The sequence below is a fragment of the Croceicoccus esteveae genome, from assembly GCF_031846435.1.
Lineage (GTDB): Bacteria > Pseudomonadota > Alphaproteobacteria > Sphingomonadales > Sphingomonadaceae > Croceicoccus > Croceicoccus esteveae.
In genome coordinates, this window is record NZ_JAVRHS010000008.1 from 1 (window position 1) to 17,956 (window position 17,956).

At 56.1% G+C, this 17,956-nt stretch carries 14 protein-coding genes and 1 pseudogene; 13 read left to right on the forward strand and 2 right to left on the reverse strand.

Annotated features, from left to right (window positions below; genetic code table 11):
* Window positions 1–1,147, reverse strand: a pseudogene (locus tag RM533_RS09845) (IS3 family transposase); the annotation flags it as partial.
* A gap of 125 nt (window positions 1,148–1,272) precedes the next feature.
* Between RM533_RS09845 and RM533_RS09850 the strand changes: the two are divergent.
* From RM533_RS09850 to RM533_RS09905, 12 genes are all read left to right on the forward strand, one after another.
* Window positions 1,273–2,085: a hypothetical protein gene (locus RM533_RS09850; protein ID WP_311341070.1), complete on the forward strand. Its 813-nt coding sequence runs from the start codon at window positions 1,273–1,275 to the stop codon at window positions 2,083–2,085.
* Entirely contained in the window at window positions 2,082–2,627 is a 546-nt protein-coding gene (locus RM533_RS09855; protein WP_311341071.1) for a hypothetical protein, read from the forward strand. The genes RM533_RS09850 and RM533_RS09855 overlap by 4 nt, the downstream gene beginning before the upstream one ends.
* Window positions 2,615–2,785, forward strand: a complete 171-nt coding sequence (locus tag RM533_RS09860) for a hypothetical protein (RefSeq protein WP_311341072.1) — start codon at window positions 2,615–2,617, stop codon at window positions 2,783–2,785. The genes RM533_RS09855 and RM533_RS09860 overlap by 13 nt, the downstream gene beginning before the upstream one ends.
* A 936-nt stretch (window positions 2,786–3,721) precedes the next feature.
* Complete coding sequence (locus tag RM533_RS09865; protein ID WP_311341073.1) at window positions 3,722–4,867, forward strand: tyrosine-type recombinase/integrase; 1,146 nt, start codon at window positions 3,722–3,724, stop codon at window positions 4,865–4,867.
* A 115-nt stretch (window positions 4,868–4,982) separates the two neighbouring features.
* Window positions 4,983–5,684 (forward strand): hypothetical protein, encoded by a 702-nt coding sequence (locus tag RM533_RS09870; RefSeq protein ID WP_311341074.1) that lies wholly within the window; start codon window positions 4,983–4,985, stop codon window positions 5,682–5,684.
* A 92-nt stretch (window positions 5,685–5,776) separates the two neighbouring features.
* The gene (locus RM533_RS09875; protein WP_311341075.1) at window positions 5,777–6,007 is read left to right on the forward strand and encodes a helix-turn-helix transcriptional regulator; all 231 of its coding nucleotides are present in this window, start codon (window positions 5,777–5,779) and stop codon (window positions 6,005–6,007) included.
* Window positions 6,004–7,152: an RNA-dependent RNA polymerase family protein gene (locus tag RM533_RS09880; RefSeq protein WP_311341076.1), complete on the forward strand. Its 1,149-nt coding sequence runs from the start codon at window positions 6,004–6,006 to the stop codon at window positions 7,150–7,152. The genes RM533_RS09875 and RM533_RS09880 overlap by 4 nt, the downstream gene beginning before the upstream one ends.
* 135 nt (window positions 7,153–7,287) lie before the next feature.
* Complete coding sequence (locus tag RM533_RS09885; RefSeq protein WP_311341077.1) at window positions 7,288–8,787, forward strand: type I restriction-modification system subunit M; 1,500 nt, start codon at window positions 7,288–7,290, stop codon at window positions 8,785–8,787.
* Window positions 8,777–9,988, forward strand: a complete 1,212-nt coding sequence (locus RM533_RS09890; protein ID WP_311341078.1) for a restriction endonuclease subunit S — start codon at window positions 8,777–8,779, stop codon at window positions 9,986–9,988. The genes RM533_RS09885 and RM533_RS09890 overlap by 11 nt, the downstream gene beginning before the upstream one ends.
* Window positions 9,985–13,029, forward strand: coding sequence for a type I restriction endonuclease subunit R (locus RM533_RS09895; RefSeq protein ID WP_311341079.1), 3,045 nt, complete (start codon window positions 9,985–9,987; stop codon window positions 13,027–13,029). Before RM533_RS09890 ends, RM533_RS09895 begins: the two co-directional genes overlap by 4 nt.
* Window positions 13,029–13,766 carry a M48 family metallopeptidase gene (locus tag RM533_RS09900; protein ID WP_311341080.1) on the forward strand — a complete coding sequence of 246 codons (738 nt, stop codon included), beginning with the start codon at window positions 13,029–13,031 and terminating at the stop codon, window positions 13,764–13,766. Before RM533_RS09895 ends, RM533_RS09900 begins: the two co-directional genes overlap by 1 nt.
* Before the next feature lie 90 nt (window positions 13,767–13,856).
* Entirely contained in the window at window positions 13,857–15,551 is a 1,695-nt protein-coding gene (locus RM533_RS09905) for an RNA-directed DNA polymerase (protein ID WP_311341081.1), read from the forward strand.
* Between the two features lie 201 nt (window positions 15,552–15,752).
* Here RM533_RS09905 and RM533_RS09910 read toward each other — a convergent pair whose 3' ends face one another.
* Window positions 15,753–16,322, reverse strand: a complete 570-nt coding sequence (locus tag RM533_RS09910) for a hypothetical protein (protein ID WP_311341082.1) — start codon at window positions 16,320–16,322, stop codon at window positions 15,753–15,755.
* A 303-nt stretch (window positions 16,323–16,625) separates the two neighbouring features.
* Between RM533_RS09910 and RM533_RS09915 the strand changes: the two genes are divergently transcribed.
* Window positions 16,626–17,189, forward strand: coding sequence for a recombinase family protein (locus RM533_RS09915; protein ID WP_311341083.1), 564 nt, complete (start codon window positions 16,626–16,628; stop codon window positions 17,187–17,189).
* The last annotated feature ends 767 nt before the right edge of the window (window positions 17,190–17,956 follow it).

Genomic DNA, 17,956 nt, shown 5'->3' on the forward strand with positions numbered 1-17,956 from the left:
CTGCGAGTGTTGTAGAACCCGTTGATGTATTGGAAAATGGCAGCTTCCGCCTGACGCCGGGTTGGCCATTTCTGCCGCCAGATCAGTTCTGTCTTCAGGGATTTGAAGAATGTCTCGACGGCGGAGTTGTCATAGCAATTGCCCTTACCACTCATCGATGGACGAAAGCCATGGGCCTGCAGCTTCTTCTGATAGTCATAGGAGCAATATTGGCTGCCACGATCCGATTGGAAAAGGCAGTCTGGCGGTGGATTACGCAGCCGCACCGCCATCTCGAGTGCACGGATCGCCAGATCCTTCTTCATTCTGTTGCTGACGGCCCAGCCCACCACACGGCGGCTATGCAGATCAAGGATGACAGCCAGGTAGAGCCAGCCTTCCAACGCCCAGATACAGGTGATGTGTCCTGCGGCTTCGCCTTCGTTCAGCTTCGCTTCCGCCGGCCCATCTCTAGTTGGGCGCAGCGGCAACAAAATGCCCGTCCAGCCAGTTGGCCGCAACTCCCAGGCGGTGGTTGCTGTCGGTGGTTACCTTGTGTCTGCGGGTGCGGACCGGCTTGATCCCGTTGAGGCGCATCAATTGCCCGACACTACGCTCGCCGACACCGAGGCCCGCCTCCTCGAGCTCCATCGTCATCCTCGGACGACCATAGCTGCCTAGGCTCAGGCTCAGGCTCAGGCTCAGGCTCAGGCTCAGGCTATACTGCTCCCGGATATGGGCCAGCACTGCCATGTCCGTGCGGGAACGCTGGCTAACCGGTCGCGTGCGCCACGAGCGATAACCACTCGTGCTGATCTGCATCACCTGGCAGATCGTCTCGACTGGCCAGATGTGACGCCAGCTCTCCACGGACGCAAACCTCACTGGCCCCAGTGCAATAAATGAGGCTCGCGAAGAACTGCGCGGCCTTTTTTAGGATGTCCCTCTCCTCCTTGAGCACGCGGTTATCAAGGCGAAGCCGCTCGTTCTCGCGGGCCAGATCTGCCTGCGGCGCTGACACCAGGTCAGTTGGTCGATACTGTGCAAGTCATTTACCCAGCATTGATTTACCATTGCCCAAATTCTTGGCCACACGCTCACGCGATAGCCCACTGGTCAGCGCAATCCGCACCGCCTCCTGTTTGAACTCTTCGGAATGCTTCATCATCTCGTCGGTCTCCTGCTGCGAGCTTAAAAACGCTCAGGTGACCGGCGCAAAACCGTTACAAGTCAAGGGCGCCTTGTGAATTTACCACAACCCGGATCGCAAGCCTTCGGGAGACGGTCCTTGGAATGACGAATCCGATGATTGTCCGGGTAGACCAGGAGACCGGCCTTGGTTGCATTATCCTGCGCCAGAAGAATCGCACTTTGTCCGGCTTCGTCGGGGTCGGGCCGGATCACCCGCTGTTCGGTTTCGAAGCGGATGCCGTGCCGCTCGACCTGCCCAACAGCGTCCATGGCGGCATCACATATGGTAGGGAGTGCAAGGCCAACCGGTTTGGCCGGCGCGCATATGGTGAGCCCAGAACCAAACGTTATACAGTCTGCCATGTCACGGTGACACGGAAAGTCTGGAACTACCGGACGGAGCAGACGACGACGGACGAATTCGAGTACGAAGATCTGTGGTGGCTCGGTTTCGATGCAGATCATGTGGGCGATCTCGTGCCGAAGGGCTACAATCGCTCCGCCCGGAAAGGCGATGTCTATCGGGACCAGGCATATGTCTATCAGGAATGTCTCGCCCTCGCGCACCTGACTGCGAAGGCGGAGAGGATTGATGGCAACCGATTCCTTCAGCTTCTTCGGTGCGGATGCCAATGCGCGATACGCCGACCAGAGGCACCCGGACCTGCCATGGGATTATTGGCTGACTACGATCGGGGATATACCGGGGAACCTCCTTTGGTGGACGAAGATGGAATGGAGTGGGACTCCGTTTGCGAGGCGTTTTGGGTCGGCCGGTTGGGTCTTTCTGCGATTTATGTAGCGGCCCTGAATGCGATTCTCGAATTCATGCTGTCCTATCTGGCGATAATGGACGGCCGGTTCGTCGATCCCGAAGAACGCGCCAGGATATTTTCGCAGGTGATGGCGACATGAACGCTTTCTTTGGAGCGTTCATGAAGGCTGTAGGATTGATGGACGACCAGACAGGAAAACCGACCTTGGAGGGGTGGGCCGTTCTTCTGATGCTCGTCGCGACCCGGACGCGCGACGATGCGGACGAGCGAATCGGATTGGACTGGATAGCGGCCACCAAGGGCCTTGCGCGCGGTCCGCAGCGCGGAGATGCGGCAGACCTGGTAGTCCGGCGCGAACAAGTGGCCGCGCGTATGGCGCACCACTTCGACACTGATGTGATCGACGGCGAACGCGTCATCAAGCTCATCGGCCTGCGGATCACCCGCGCAGTCCCGGTGCGCAGCACCTTGTGGACACTGTCATGGCCGGAGCGCTACAGATACGCGGGTGATCGCTTTTACCTAAGGCTTCTCGAACGCATTGACCGATGGGATGCTTGGAGCGAAAGGGTGACGAAGCAGGGTTCGCGCGCTTTGACCGAACACCTGATGAAGCTCGCCTTCTGCGATCGCTTTGCCGATCTTGGCTCTGAGGTCCGGCCGAATTGTTGGCGAGCCTGACAGGCGGCGAGGTCGAATTCGCCGCGATATGCATGCTTTCCGGCATGAACAAGGAACGGCAGCGCGAGATCGTGCCGCAGGACGGCACCCGCGTAATGTCCTCTTCGTGGTCTATCTCGATTGCCGTGCATGGTTCAGAGGCGTCCAGCGGCACCTAACATGCTTAGCGCACTCGAAGTGGCGATCGTCGACGGTCTACCTGTAGTCAGGAGTCATCACATGTCGACAACTGAAGAACCGCATTGTTTCGCTATGATCAACCCGCTCGCGGCGCTATCGGACGATCGCCACGTTGTGGTTGGGTCTCCTGTCGCGAACGAGCCTTCTGGAAATGCCGGCACGTTCTTGATGCCGGCCTGCTTTACATCGACCGCATGGGGGCATTCGACGGCCCTCAACCATCCGGATTCACACTGGCTGCTCCCCCGGAAAATCACTGGTCGAGTTGGCGGAGAAATTCGGTTTGCGTAATTGCTACGAGATGGATGCGTTGGCGCAAGCGCGCTGTGCGAATGTTCGGGCGCAACTGCTGTGGCTGGATTATGTTGCTACAACCATGAGCAGCAAGGTCGCGAACAGCTTGTTCGCCGCTTTTCAAGCTTGGCAGGCTATCCAGAGGGCGCGGCCGACCCCGTTCTGAATTCAAGGGGCGAGTTGCTGTCGCTGTGCGCAATTTCTCCCGAGCATTTTTCGACCTTTCGGCCACCGCTTTCTGAAAACTCTATTTGCCCATTTGTCGTGTGTTTCACTGCAAGATTAGTCGGCGCAAAATGTCAATATCTCTCAAGGCTTTACCGCACGAGACGGACCTTGCCGTCCCTATGCAACTCCAAGCTAGCAGGAATGCAGATGCAAGATTGCGCTGACGTCGCAAGCAGGCACGATGGTGAGCCCTGCTGGGTTCGAACCAGCGACCTACTGATTAAAAGTTCGGGCCGCATCTATCTGCGCGGACTACGGTTTTCGGCCATTTATCGCTGAACATGACGATAATCCGCCATTTCCCGTCATAGGTTTGCGTTACCCGACCCGCCATTCGAGCACGGTTTTGGACACTCAATCCGTTATTTAGACGGACATAGGACGGACATGAGATGCCGCGCATTACCGATAAATTGATCCGAAATATGCCCACCCCATTGGCGGGGTATCAGATTGAGCGCGACACGCTCGTGATTGGCTTCGGTGTGAGGAAAACGGCCACTGGCCATACAGCCTTCGTATTCAACTATGTTTGCCAAGGTCGCGACCGCAGAATGACCATCGGTCAATATCCAGCATGGTCTGTTGTCGCAGCGCGACTGGCTGCGGGCAAACTAAGGATGCGTGTTGATGCAGGGGGTAACCCGCTGGAGGAGCAAGAGGTTGCCCGTGCAGAATATACGCTGCAACAACTTTGGGAACGTTACGATACGTCGATCCTCTGTAAGAAGGCGCAGAGCACTCAAAGGGACATGCGGTCTCTTTGGAGGCGGCTTATCCTGCCCAAACTTGGGAACCGACGACTTTCTCATATCAGACCAAGCGACATTGAAGCACTTCATTCCGCGATCAGCGAGAACACGCCTATTCAGGCCAATCGCTACATTGCTACGATCCGCCATGCGTTCAACAAAGCCATATTTTGGGAACTGACATCGTCGAACCCGGCAACGGGGATCAAAAAGAACAATGAAGCGCCTCGGCAGCGTTACCTCGATGATCTTGAGCGAAGGCGGTTTGTCAGCGCCCTCGATGCTCGTGCCGACACCCCCCCTGTGTTAGCCATTCACTTTTTGCTTTTGACTGGAGCGCGACGGGGAGAAGTGCTGAAAGCCCGTTGGGAACAGATGGACTTTGTCCAAGAAGCTTGGACAAAGCCGAGTGCGCATACCAAGCAACGTCGGCTGCACAGGGTCCCCTTATCGCGAGCAGCAATGGATATTCTCCGACGCGCTCGGGATCTTTCGGACAGCGATTACGTGTTCCCCGGCAGGACGGGAGAGGCGCTTGTCGAGATCAAAAAGGCTTTTCTCTCCATTTGCCGAGATGCGCAGATCACAGGTCTACGCATCCATGACCTTCGCCATTCCTACGCATCCGCTCTAGTATCAAAAGGAGCCTCGTTGCCCATTATCGGCGGATTGCTTGGCCACACGCAGGTTTCCACGACTGCGAGATATAGCCACCTGACCGATCAGGCGATGCGCGCTGCCACGAACCTGCTCGACACCACGACCGATGACGATCAGTGTGCATGAAAGAGCGAACCATCCAACCAACTTTTGTCGTCCGCTAGATACCCCGCTTTCACTAATCTCGGGTACGCTTCACCGCACTTGAGTGCTCGCTCGGACAGATCAATGGAGTAAAAGATTGGGCCGAAACGAAAGATATGGTGCCGGATACGAGATACAGAACGCAGAGAAGTTATTTCTCCAATCGGTCACGGACAATGCACCGGACTATAAATACGTAGCACTCGCCATTGGTGTTAGGCCCGCTCGACCGCCAGCATGGGCAATGCTGGCATGTATCGAGCTTCGACAAAGGGAAGAAGTAACTGCGGCGAGAGGAAGCCTCACCGACGTTCCATTCATACTGGACGAACTCATTCGTTTCTATCTCCGCAAACAGAGGGAGTTTGAAAACCGGCCCGAATATGTTTCCGATGACTTGGACAATTACTCTCTGCCGCCACTCCGGTCAGCGATATTGCACGTCTTGCAAGAAAATGGATTGCGGGGAGCCGAAGGGGGCACCGCGGATGACAACTGGCATAGAGACATCCGAAACGCATGGGATTGGGAACAGGAGAGGGACTTTATCGTCGATGCCGACCCAGCTTGCGAGATGCGCTTAGACGGCTTCCTCAAATCAAAGGGAAAGAGGGTCCCAATTAAGACCACATCGCGCATCCAGCGAGTTCTCATGCAGGCCATGGCACAGGAAAATGACGATCCTGTAGATCTGCATTATTGGGCGTGGATTACCAAGCAAGCGGTAGAACACGGAAATATCGAACGGCAGCGGCCCCCAAAACCGGACGCCGAGGAAACTTCTGATAATCTCGAATAGCAAATGATTTTAATCGGCCCATTTCAGTCATTCGAGTAGCCGCTCAAAAACTCCAGACCGTCACCGAGAGTCATTCGGTATTTGGAGGCGACATGAGTAAGGTGATCGATCTGGAGAATGAATATCTGACCAGCAACGAGGTGTCGGGCTGGCTGAAGGTATCGCGGCGCACACTGCATCGCTGGGCAAGGCTTCGCAAGGGACCGCCCAGCATCAAAGTCGGTCGGTCGGTTTACTATCGCCGAGCTTCGGTCGAACAATGGCTGGTCTCATTGGAGAACGCAGCAGAGCCCGTTGCAACTGTTGCAAGGTTCCGGCCATGACATTGGCATCACACCGCCGCAATCGGGCACGCCTTCTTAAAAAGATCGGCCACCGCAGTGCCACCTGCGGAACAAGTGCCATCGGCACCGCCCAGCTTGCCCGCGAAAGAGAACGATACCTCTTATCTCATGCGGTCCAGAGTGATGCCCGTCACGAAATATGGAGCCGGGACAGCGGGAAAGAGGAGGCCGACCTTCAGTGGAACGCGGCGCAGCAAGCACCCGTCGTATCATTCGAATATCGGCGTATTCCCGATGAGACGATTAGCTACTTTCACAAGCCTCGATCCACTAGCGGCGTGCGGAAAATCTGTTCACTCCCGAACACATTGAAGATGTGGCATATGCTTGCTGCCGACCTTATCGTTGCCCAGCATCAACCCCGGCCACACATCGGCGATTGGAAAGGCCGAGGCCGCGAGTGGCAAATCGACCAAATCGTCTTGGCCCTTTGCTCCCGCGCCCAAGCGGTGGTCTCTGCTGACATCACCCGCGCCTTTGCCAGCGTCAACTTCGATGCTGTCTACGAACTTCCCTACCTGCCTGAACCACTGATCCGAAGGGCGCTCGATTATAGATCACACAGGTTCATCCGCAGGGAAAGAAGCGAATATGCGTCGGACGTGTTCCGTGCTGTTCGTAATGATGACGTCGTATGTAATGGTATATGCGATGGCGTTCTCGAAAAGTCCCCGTCCGGTTTGATGGAGGGTTCGCCCGCGTCGAACGCGATTTTTTCGGTGCTACTGGATGATCTGCCGGATCACTTGGGGGAAGGCATACAAGCCTTCGTCTACTGTGACAATATCATCCTGATTGCTCCGACTATGTCGTGTGCCCAGCGAGCAGAAGAAGCCCTTGCTCGGTATATCTCCGAGCACCGGGCGGGGCCGTTTGAAATGCGAAGTTCGGTCGCATACGTCAGCGAACGATTTGAGCATCTGGGCTATACCCTTCGCCGGTTTCCGGGATTGCTGCCAGATGTCGGTATAGCCCGCAATGGATGGCTCAAGCTGGTAGATCGCCTATTCAGCGAGCCACGCGATGTGGACGACACAATCAAATGGCTGAAGGCTTCGTATAGTCGATGTCACCAATCAAGTCTGGATGAGTTTTTTCAAATAGCGGATCGTATTGCGATCTAGTTGTCGCGGGTGCGTGTCCTGCAACCCGTTGCACCGCACCCACTACCACATTGATTGTCAACACGTCCCGGCATAGTGTCCGGCCATTCAATCTTGGCACTCGTTCATTGGGTTCGCCGGGCACTCGGGGGATCAATGGCGAAGCTGACGCAGCAAGAACTTGAACGGCATCTATGGGGCGCAGCGGACATTCTGCGTGGCACCGTTGATGCTGGCGACTACAAGCAATATATCTTCGGCCTGCTGTTCTACAAACGCCTGTGTGACACGTGGCAGGAGGAATACGAGACCCTGCTTGCGGAGACTGGCGACAAGGCCGAGGCCGCCGACCCTGACGAGCACAGGTTCCACATTCCAGCCGAACACCGCTGGGAAGCCGTTCGTGAGCAATCCACGCAGATTGGCCAGCGGCTCAACAATGCGCTCGCCGCCATCGAAGATGCCAACCTGCGTCTGCGTGGTGTTTTCGGCTCGGTGGACTTCGCCAATCAGGATCGCTTTTCAGACGCGCTGCTGGAGAAGCTGCTCGCCCATTTCGAGACGCACCGCCTGCGCAATGCTGATGCGCCAGCCGATATGTTGGGCGACGCCTACCTCTACCTCATCAAGATGTTCGCAGAAGGCGCGGGCAAGAAGGGCGGCGAGTTCTACACTCCGCGCCAAATCGTGCGCTTGATGATCGAGATCATCGACCCGCGCCCCGGTATGTTGATTTATGATCCCACCTGCGGCTCTGGCGGTATGTTGCTGGAGGCGGTGCAGTATCTGAAGGATTGGGGCGAGGATGCCCGGTCCCTGTCGCTGTATGGGCAGGAGAAGAACTTCGCCACGTGGGGCATCGCAGAGATCAATCTGTTCCTGCACAATGTGGATGACGCCTTCATTGCCAAGGGCGACACGATCCTGTCCCCCAAACGATATGACCCCAAGGCCCGCGAGTTCGTGGAGGGCATCGGAGCCTATGACCGGGTGCTGGCCAACCCGCCATTCTCGGAAAAGGTCTGGGGCTACGATGTCTGGCAAAACGGCGATCCGTTCGGGCGCGATGAATATGGCTGCCCGCCCAAGGGCTATGGCGATCTGGCCTTTGTCCAGCACATGCTTGCCAGCCTGAAGGATGACGGGATGCTGGCGGTGGTCGTGCCGCACGGCGTGTTGTTCCGTGGCGGGGCCGAGGGGCGGATCAGGGAGGCCATGCTGACCGCAGACGTGATCGAGGCGGTTGTCGGCCTTGCACCCAATCTGTTCTACGGAGCGGGCATCCCTGCCGCCCTGCTGATCTGCCGTAAGAAGAAGCCAGCCGAGCGCGAGGGAAAGGTGTTGATCGTCAATGGCGATGCCACCTTCCAGCCGGGCAAGGCGCAGAACTTCCTGACCGACGATCATATCCGCACGTTGGCCGATGCCGTCCACGGCTTTGCTGACATTGACAAGCTGGCCCGCTTGGTGCCGGTGGAGGAGATCGCCGCCAACGGCCACAACCTCAATATCAGCCGCTATGTGCAAACCGGAGCGGATGCGGAAGCAGTCGATGTTGCGGCGGAAGTTGCCAAGCTGCAACTCCTGATCGTCAAGCGCACCGAGGCGGAGGCCGTCATGTTCGGGCACCTCAAGAGGCTTGGCTATGTCGGGTGAGGTGCCGGAAGGGTGGCGAAGGGCCGCGCTAGGCGAATTGTGCCACATTGCCATTGGAGGCACGCCATCACGTGCCAAGCCAGAGTATTGGGCGGCAGATGGAAATGGACATCCTTGGGTGGCAATCTCCGACATGCGGGAAGCGGTAATACGCCGAACCAAGGAGCGAATTACCGAAGCAGGCGTGGCGAACTCGAACGTCAAACACGTAGCGTCTGGAACGGTGCTGATGAGCTTCAAGCTCACGATTGGTCGAGTGGCCATTGCTGGGGCAGACCTATTTACCAATGAGGCGATTGCAGCATTTCTGCCGATAGAGGGTCTCGATAAATCGTTCCTGCCCTATTGGCTTGCGCACATCGTGGCGAACGCGGACACGGACCAAGCCATCAAAGGCGCCACCCTCAACAAGAAAAAGTTGGCTGCACTGTCTGGTGATCTCCCACCCCTCGACGAGCAGCGGCGGATCGCCGAGGTGCTGCGGTCGGTGGATGAGGCGATTGTGGCTAAATCCCTAGTCGTCGAGCAAACACGAACTGTGCTCTCAAAGGCCCGCGATGCTTTGCTCCAAGCCGAGACATCCGGCATTGGTCAGATGCACGAAGGATGGCGTCTCGCCACCTTGGGTGAAGTCTCATTGGGCAAAGGAGAATACGGCGCGAACGTGTCGAAGCGCGATTTTGACGCCATGCTTCCGAGATACGTCCGTATCACTGACATCGCAAATGATGGAGAACTTATCGCCACGTCCTTGGCGAGCATCACTCTAGAAGATGCGGCAGGCTATATGCTCGAAGATGGAGATTTGGTGTTTGCGCGCAGTGGGGCGACTGTGGGAAAAACCTTCCTCTACGACCCTAGATATGGCCCTTGCGCCTACGCTGGCTATCTAATCCGCTTCAAGATAGATCGCGAGAAAGCTGATCCTTTTTTCGTTCGCTCTGCGGTTCAGACAAGCCATTATTGGGAATGGATCAACACTAACCAGCGGGCGCAGGCCCAACCCAATGTAAACGCTAAGGAATACGCTTCCTTCCCGATAGCTCTACCACCTCTAGAACAGCAACAGGAGATCGTGGAGACGCTGCGATCATTACAGGAAAGCGCAAATCAAGCGAAGGCCGACTTGGACATGGCATCAACGCTGAAGGGTTCCATGTTGTCCGACCTCCTGTCCGGTCGCGTGCGGGTGCCCGCATGAGCGAATACCGTCTTGCCGAGAAGCCCGCGATGGAAGTGCTGGAGGCGCTGGGCTGGCTGGTGCTCTCCCCGGCTCAAGCCCTGTCGATGCGGGTGGAAGAAAACCGCGTCATCCTCAAGCCCGTGCTGATCGAGGCGCTGCGCGAGTTGAACGGGATCGGCGCGGAAGATGCCGAGGCGATCTACAACGATCTTGCCACCTTATCCGACAATGAGGAGTGGCAACGCAAGCTGCGCGGTGGCTATTCCCGTCGTCTGACCGGCGAGAACCGTGACAGCCCGATTGCACTAATCGACTTCAAGAACCCCAGCAGGAACACCTTCCATGTCGTGCGCCAGTTGCGCGTTACCGCCCAGCGCACGCGCATCCCCGACATTGTGCTGTTCGTAAACGGCATCCCGCTGGTGGTGATCGAGGCCAAGTGCCCGCTGAAGGGCACCGCGACCGGCGATGAGGCTCATGAGCAAATCAAGCAATATGAGCGGGACATCCCTCGGCTGTTCTACCCAAACGCCTTCAACATCATCACCGATGGGATGCGCACCGAATATGGTGCAACCGGCGCACCAGCGCAGTTCTACGGCCCGTGGCCCGATGCATGGCCGCGCAGTCGCGAGGACTTCCCCGATGCTCTGGCCAAAGACCTTTGGTGCCTGTGTGAGCCATCGCGCTTGCTCGACCTGCTGGCGCACTTCATCGTGTTTGAGGCCGACCCGGAGACAGGCCGCAAGATCAAGAAAATCTGCCGCTACCAGCAGTTCCGCGCCGTCAACAAGGCCGTGCAACGGGTTGCAGGCGGAGAGCACCGCAAGGGCCTGATCTGGCACACGCAGGGCAGCGGCAAGAGCCTGACGATGGTGTTCCTTGCCCTGAAGCTCAAAACCCATCTGACGCTGGAAGCGCCAACGCTCGCCAATCCCAACATCCTCGTGCTGACCGACCGGATCGACCTCGACGACCAGATCAGCCGCACCTTCGTCGCCTGCGGCCTACCCAACCCCGTGCAGTGCGGATCAGTCGCGGCTCTGCGCGAGGCAGTGAACCGGGGCGGCAATGGGCAAATCCTGCTGTCCACCATCTTCAAGTTCGCCGGATCGAAAGACCCGATGCCGAACTCGTCCAACTGGATTGTGCTGGTGGATGAGTGCCACCGCACACAAGAAAAGGACTTGGGCGCGTTCTTGCAGGCGACCCTGCCCGATGCCCATTTTTACGGCTTCACCGGCACGCCCATCAAATCGACCGACAAGGACACCTACGCCCGGTTCAGCATTGCTGGCGAAGGCTATCTGGACAAATACGGGATTGATGACGCCGTGCGCGACGGTGCAACCGTGCCGATCCTCTACGAAGGCCGCAAAACCGATTGGGCGATCAACGAGGCGGAGATCGACATCCTGTTCGACCGCTGGTTTGTGGACCTGCCGGACGACAAGCGCGAGGAACTGAAGCGCAAGGGCCTGACCCTCGCCACCATCGCCAAACACCCGGAGCGCGTTCGCTTGATCGCGCTCGATATATGGGAGCACTTCAAGGCGGTCTGCCAGCCGGACGGCTACAAGGCGCAGATCGTTGCCGTGGATCGGGAGGCTATTGTCCTCTATCGGGCCGCGCTGTCTGCCGTCATTGCCGCCGATCTGGATCGCAGTGGGATGGATGCCGGGGAAGCGCAGACCAAGGCCGATGCGATGATCGCCTGCATCTATTCCAAGAGCCAAGAGGACGACAAGGATAGCGAGAAGCCGCACATTCAGGCGGTGAGGGACGAACTCAAAGCGCATTACCTTGACGATGACGGTGAGAAGGAAGCCAAGAAGCAGTTCAAGATGCGTGGGAGCCAGCCCAGCTTCCTGATCGTATGCGATAAGTTGCTGACAGGTTTCGATGCGCCCATCGAGCACGTCATGTATCTCGACAAACCATTGAAGGAGCACAATCTGCTCCAAGCAATCGCCCGGACCAACCGGACCAGTTCGTTTACCGGATCAGACGGCGGCACGGTAAAAAAGCCCAATGGCCGGATCGTGGATTACATCGGCGTCACCAATCATCTGGATGAGGCGCTCAAGTCCTACCGCTCCGAGGATGTCGAGAACGCAATGCGTGACATTGCCATCCTGCGGAATGACCTGAAGGAGGCCCACGCCCGTTACCGCGCACAGAAGCGGGCCATGAAGTTGGATGGGCTGGACGAAAAGGCCGCAGCCTATGCCGCCGCAGATATGGCGGCGAAGGGGCAGGAGGATGATTGGTTCGACCTCCAGCGGCTGACCCGGACTTTCATCAAGGTCTATGCTGACCTGTCACCCGATCCCGCCATCTTGGACTTGACCGCCGAGGTGAAATGGGCAGCCGCCTTCCTGCGACTGGCGACGCAGGCCATCAGTAAGGACGAAAGCCTCGATCATCGCAGCTATTCGGGCAAGATCAGGGCTATGCTGGAACAGCACGTCCATGCGACGGGCCTTTCCACCACCATTCGCCTGCGCAACATCACCGATCCCAACTTTGCCGACGACTTCGACACTGGTGAAAAGAGTGAAGCCGAATTGAAGGAAGCGTTCGTTCGCAAGTCAGCAGAGCTTCGCCGCACCACCCGTGAACTGGTGGATAAAAACCCTGCGCAATATGGCCGTTTCTCCGAACGGGTGATGGAGATCATCCGCCGCTTTGAGGAAGGTCAGCTTGCCGCCGCCGATGGCCTCGCCGAGTTCGAGGACTTGACCGGAGGCATCCAAGCCGAACAGGGCGCTCACGGAGAACTAGGCATGGATGAGCACGCCTTTTCGATCCTGCGCATCATCGAAGCAATCGTGCCAGACGCCGACCATGCTACGTTGCAGCAAGCGGCCATTGTCATCGGTGCGGTTTATTCCGACGCTTCCACTACGCAGCCTGCCTTCACGCACATGGATGATTACCTGCGCAGGCTTCGCCGCGATGTCCGGCGCATCCTGACCGAGCACGGCATTGGCGAGACCCAAGCCATCCGCGAGAAGGTCGAGGACTTCGCCATCCACACCTATGGGGACGGCAACTGATGCCCACGCTCCAGATCGGCAGGAAGGAAATACCCTACGAGCTTCGCCGCTCGGCTACGGCATCGGAGCGCCGCATCACTGTGACCCCCGGCCACGTCGAGGTGCTGGCGCTCACAAATGACGATGAGGAGGCCGTAGCAGGCTTTCTCGACCGCAAGCGCCAGTGGCTTTTCAACACCGTGCGCGAGATGGAGCGGGTCACGGCGGGCCGCCATGCCGTGCCCCGGTTCATGACTGGATCGAAGATACCCTACCGGGGTCGCAAAATGCCACTGACCGTTCGCCGCACCGATGCAGAGCGCATCGCCATCACCTACCGCAACGGTTTCATTGTCGATCTTCCACATTGGGCTGGGCAGGATGCCGATCACCTTGTCGCTAGCGAGTTACAGCACTGGCTGAAACAGCGCGCCCGCCGCGACGCCAACGAAATTGCAACCGATTACGGCAAGAGGTTCGGTCTCATTCCCCGGTCGATCCGCGTCGCAGACTTCGCCAATGGCTGGGGATCATGCGGCCCAGAAGGCAACATCCTAATCAACTGGCACCTGATCTTCGCGCCAAGGAAGGTGCTGGAATATGTCGTAGTCCACGAATTAGCTCACCTGCGCGTGCGGTCGCATGGGCCAGAATTTTGGCGGCTACTGGCAAGGTTGGCACCTGATTTTGGTCAGTCGCGATCATGGTTGGATCGGCACCAATCAGGGCTGGCAGCGGATTTTTTTTGGACTGATTAGTAGGCAGTGTGGGCATCCCTAGACGCTCAAGAGCTTATTCCCCGATTGTGCGGGCGATTGATTTGAACCTTTGTTCCAAGGACATATACTGTGGATCGTGCGAGCAGATTGAAGTCGTTGTTAGGACGAGCCTATTTCCCCAAGGAACTGCCACGAGTATTCACAACAACCGATTTTGCCGATCACGCCGATCAAATCGTTGAGGAATGGAAGGCTGCGAAGCTCGTTTCAGTGAAAGCTGCATCAAAAATTCCTGCAACGGGGGCAAAAAAGTCTGGTTCCTACTCATACAATCTAAAAGCATGGGCTGATCCAGAAATTATCTCCACGCCCAAGAAGGGCTACGAGCGCCGCAATCTCCACATTACACACCCCATCCCGCAGGCGTTGCTCGCACAAGAGATTGCCAGCAATTGGGGAACCATCACGAAGTGGCTTTCGCGGAATAGGTTTTCAATTGATCGCGTCGAAATATCTTCGGATCAAAAAAGGGGGATCAAGCCCCTCAACTTTGAGGCCCACCGAGCTAAAAAAGAATACATCGCAGCGCAATCAGATTGGGTAGTGAGGACGGACATCACGCGTTTCTACCCCTCAATCTATACGCACTCGCTTTCATGGGCAGCTTACGGAAAGGAGAAGGTAAAAGGTAACAGATCATTATATGATGGAGCACTTGCCGATCGGCTTGATCAACTGGTCCGCTTTTGCAATCGTGGGCAGACAGTCGGCATACCAATCGGACCAGAGACATCTCGAATACTTGCAGACATTCTTTCATCCCGCATTGATTGCGAATTTGAAGAAAAGTTTAGCGAAGTCAGTTCCGCGCAGATTGATCGTCTACAAGATGATTGGTTTGTTGGAGCAACAGACCTCAATCAAGCAGAGCGGGCGCTTTCAGCAATTTCGCAGACCTATCGCGGTTATGGCCTTGACATCAATGGAAGCAAGACCGCCGTTGAGAGGATAATAAGTCCATTCCAAGAAGTCTGGAAAGAGGAACTCGCTTCTTTTCTCTCGCACACCAGTCGCCTTACTGGTGCTCGTCTCCGAGAGTTTCTCCAGCTATCTTTGAGGCTTCAACTCGATAGCCCGTATGCACCAGTTATCTCGTATGCTCTTTCAGTAATTGAGGGGCGCAGTATTAAAACACAAGACTTAGAAACCGTTGAAACCTTTCTAATCAGAAGTGCATCAGTATCTCCCGGAGCATTGAACCGCATTTGTGCCCTACTGATCAACCTACAGCACGACTATAAGCGAATATCCATGGCACGCATCCGCTTGCGCTTCACGGAACTGGCTTGTCGTCATATCCAAAATGGCAATCACTATGAGGTTGTCTGGCTTCTTTTTACGCTTCGTGGCTTGAAAATTTCATTGAACTCGAAATTTCTCTGTGAAGCGGCGGAGACTGTCAATTCGAGTGCTATTATTCTCATACTTCTCGACATGGCCGACAAAGGTCTCGTTTGGAACAAACTGCCGACTGCCAACTGGGAGGCGCAGATCAGTCAGCAAGGAACGATCGGCAATTGGTCGTGGCTTTATGCTTATGAGGCTATTCGTAAAGGCTGGTTGAAAGATACATCGAACGTCCTCACGTCTCCATTTTTTGCCGCCATGGACAAGCGAGATGTCGTTTTTTACGATCCAAACAAAAACGTAAACCCGAGGAAGCAAGCCGTAGCTGCACGTAGAAGGCAGAGTAACTCAAACAAGCGTGAGAGCTTGATGCTCTTATCATTCTTGCGAGGCTTCGACTTCGGCGACTATGACTAAGTTGACTTCGAGGGCGTGGGCCAGCAATGGTCAACGTGGCTGCTTTTTTAGCCCCTGCCCTTGCGAGGCGGATCAAGCAGTCGTCAGTGCGCCCCATTTAAGTTGGAGTGTCGCCAGTGAGACACTTTCTCGCAAGTTGTTGAGCCATGTGGGGCTGGCCAAACGATCAGCCGAAGCAGATGAGAGACCGCTGGTGCGCAGCTAAGCCAATCCGTCCATCTTAATAGCCTTCTTGGGCCGCATGATATTCGGCACGTAGTGGAAGCCAGTTTGCGTCGAGGAACCCAAAACAAATTGAACTTCCATGTTTAGGTAAGCCATGTTTTGCATCACTTCGGTGAAAAAACGAGCTTGGTCCTTCACCGTTTCGAGGTCGAGATGGTAAAGCGTCATTTGATCCATTTCGATTGGCTCGTTGCTCTTAGCCATTTCCTCAATTGCGATGTAGCAGAGCTTATCAGACCCCGCATGAAGCCAATTCGTATGGGCATATTGATTGCGAAGGTTTTTACACTCCTTCATGTGAGCGAACGTCTGCTCGTAAGTTCGGCAGAGTTTCGCGTTTTCGATACGTTGCCGGATCAGCGCATCTGCAACTTCCATCCGTTGAAGCTCGCCTCGTGACCGGTATAGCGACTTTATTGCGGTATCTAAGTCGCCGAGAAGATGACCTGCCATTAGGCAGAGCATCCATTCAAGTTCGCCGTATTCTAGGATCATTCTACCGATAAGGTCACCCTCTTGTTTGAACCGGTCAAATGGCATCGGCATGTATAGCTTTACCGCCAACTAATTATGCACCTTCTGAATAGAGCGGCGGAGCAGGGTGCTCGCCTGTTTTTTTTGCATAGTCCATTCGGCGACAACTTAGCAATTAATGGTCATGGCTTCAGCACATGCCACCACGCGATCGCAAAGCGAGCGGCTGACCCGCTCAACCTCGTGCTTCCTGCTTATTTCGCACACGTATCAGTCAGTCGAGTAAGTCGGAAATTGACAATGGAAGTGGTCGTTTTCTCGTGACTTTTCAGTAGTTTTTGTGCATAAAATCTCATAATTAGTGAGGTTATTCAGATGCTTATTGGCTACGCACGCGTTTCCACCACAGACCAAGTCGCGGGCATGGATGTGCAGCGAACCGACCTCTTAGAAACGGGTTGTAACAAAATGTTCACCGAGCAGGTCTCCTCCGTTGCGCAGCGCGATCAGCTATCTGCTGCTCTCGATTTTTGTCGGGATGGTGACACTCTGGTTGTTACGCGGCTCGACCGGCTCGCTAGATCAACGGCGGACCTGCTCGCCATCGTTGCCGCACTTGAAGCCAAGCAGGTCGGCCTGCGCATCCTCGACTTCGGCGGCACGCTGGTTGACACCAAATCTCCAACCGGGCGGATGCTCCTGACCATGTTCGCCGCAGTGGCCGAGTTCGAGCGCGCAATTATGCTTGAACGTCAACGTGCCGGTATAGCGAAGGCCAAAGCGGAAGGCCGTTATCGTGGACGGGCACCAACGGCCCGCCGTCAGAGTGGCCGCGTTGCCGAACTTCACGCAAAGGGAAAGGGTGCGTCTGCAATCGCAGTCGAAGTCGGGATCAGCCGAGCATCAGTCTACCGCATCCTGTCGGAGGCTCGACCATGACGAAGATGATGTTTGGAGGCAGCCGATGAAAAGTCGAGGGCGAAATGACGAAAACATCGAAGTCCGCTCATTAGGGTATTACAATGGCTTCGGACCCAAGCAACGCGGTGGCGCGCTTAAGGCTATCAGAGCCGCTATCGCAGAAGGTAACCTCTCCCAGCCAACCTTTTGCTCCGTATGTGGGCGGCACCCGGACAAGCCCCTAGGCTGGCACAGCGAGGACTATCGCCGTCCTCTATGTGCCTTTCCGATCTGCAAGCGATGCCATTACGCGCTCCACATCCGCTTTCGCCGCCCAGCCTACTGGAGAACTTACATCAATGCACTCGATCCCGCTGGCTGGTTTCAATATCTGTCGGTCGATCCCCGTTCGCTCTTTCAGCCTTTCGACGAAACGTATCCCAACGGGTTACCAGAGAGAAATATGGCGGCCAATAGTGACACAGGGTGCATTGCTGATGACGATGTTTCTGATGTTCCGAAAGGGACCGGAATGGCCTAAGTCGCAAAACGAACTGAACAGGAGCTAATGCGATGGGCACAAAATCGGCATGGACGCCGGAGAGACGAGCGAAGCAGGCGGAATTAATTCGTCAGACACAGCCTTGGAAGAACTCCACTGGCCCAAAAACCATCGAAGGAAAGGCTGTTAGCTCACGCAACGCCTACGCAGGTGATTGGTATCATGATGCACAAGCAAAGCTCGCTGACGCCAAGTCACGCGGCCTTGCTGCGTTCGGATATACCCGGTCGCCAAGATTGTCCTA

What these genes read in the sequence shown, in the direction of transcription:
- RM533_RS09865 (WP_311341073.1), top strand. Translation starts at nt 3,722, where the DNA reads ATGCCGCGCATTACCGATAAATTGATCCGAAATATGCCCACCCCATTG.
- RM533_RS09875 (WP_311341075.1), top strand. Translation starts at nt 5,777, where the DNA reads ATGAGTAAGGTGATCGATCTGGAGAATGAATATCTGACCAGCAACGAG.
- RM533_RS09880 (WP_311341076.1), top strand. Translation starts at nt 6,004, where the DNA reads ATGACATTGGCATCACACCGCCGCAATCGGGCACGCCTTCTTAAAAAG.
- RM533_RS09885 (WP_311341077.1), top strand. Translation starts at nt 7,288, where the DNA reads ATGGCGAAGCTGACGCAGCAAGAACTTGAACGGCATCTATGGGGCGCA.
- RM533_RS09900 (WP_311341080.1), top strand. Translation starts at nt 13,029, where the DNA reads ATGCCCACGCTCCAGATCGGCAGGAAGGAAATACCCTACGAGCTTCGC.
- RM533_RS09850 (WP_311341070.1), top strand. Translation starts at nt 1,273, where the DNA reads ATGACGAATCCGATGATTGTCCGGGTAGACCAGGAGACCGGCCTTGGT.
- RM533_RS09915 (WP_311341083.1), top strand. Translation starts at nt 16,626, where the DNA reads ATGCTTATTGGCTACGCACGCGTTTCCACCACAGACCAAGTCGCGGGC.
- RM533_RS09910 (WP_311341082.1), bottom strand. Translation starts at nt 16,322, where the DNA reads ATGCCGATGCCATTTGACCGGTTCAAACAAGAGGGTGACCTTATCGGT.
- RM533_RS09890 (WP_311341078.1), top strand. Translation starts at nt 8,777, where the DNA reads ATGTCGGGTGAGGTGCCGGAAGGGTGGCGAAGGGCCGCGCTAGGCGAA.
- RM533_RS09895 (WP_311341079.1), top strand. Translation starts at nt 9,985, where the DNA reads ATGAGCGAATACCGTCTTGCCGAGAAGCCCGCGATGGAAGTGCTGGAG.
- RM533_RS09855 (WP_311341071.1), top strand. Translation starts at nt 2,082, where the DNA reads ATGAACGCTTTCTTTGGAGCGTTCATGAAGGCTGTAGGATTGATGGAC.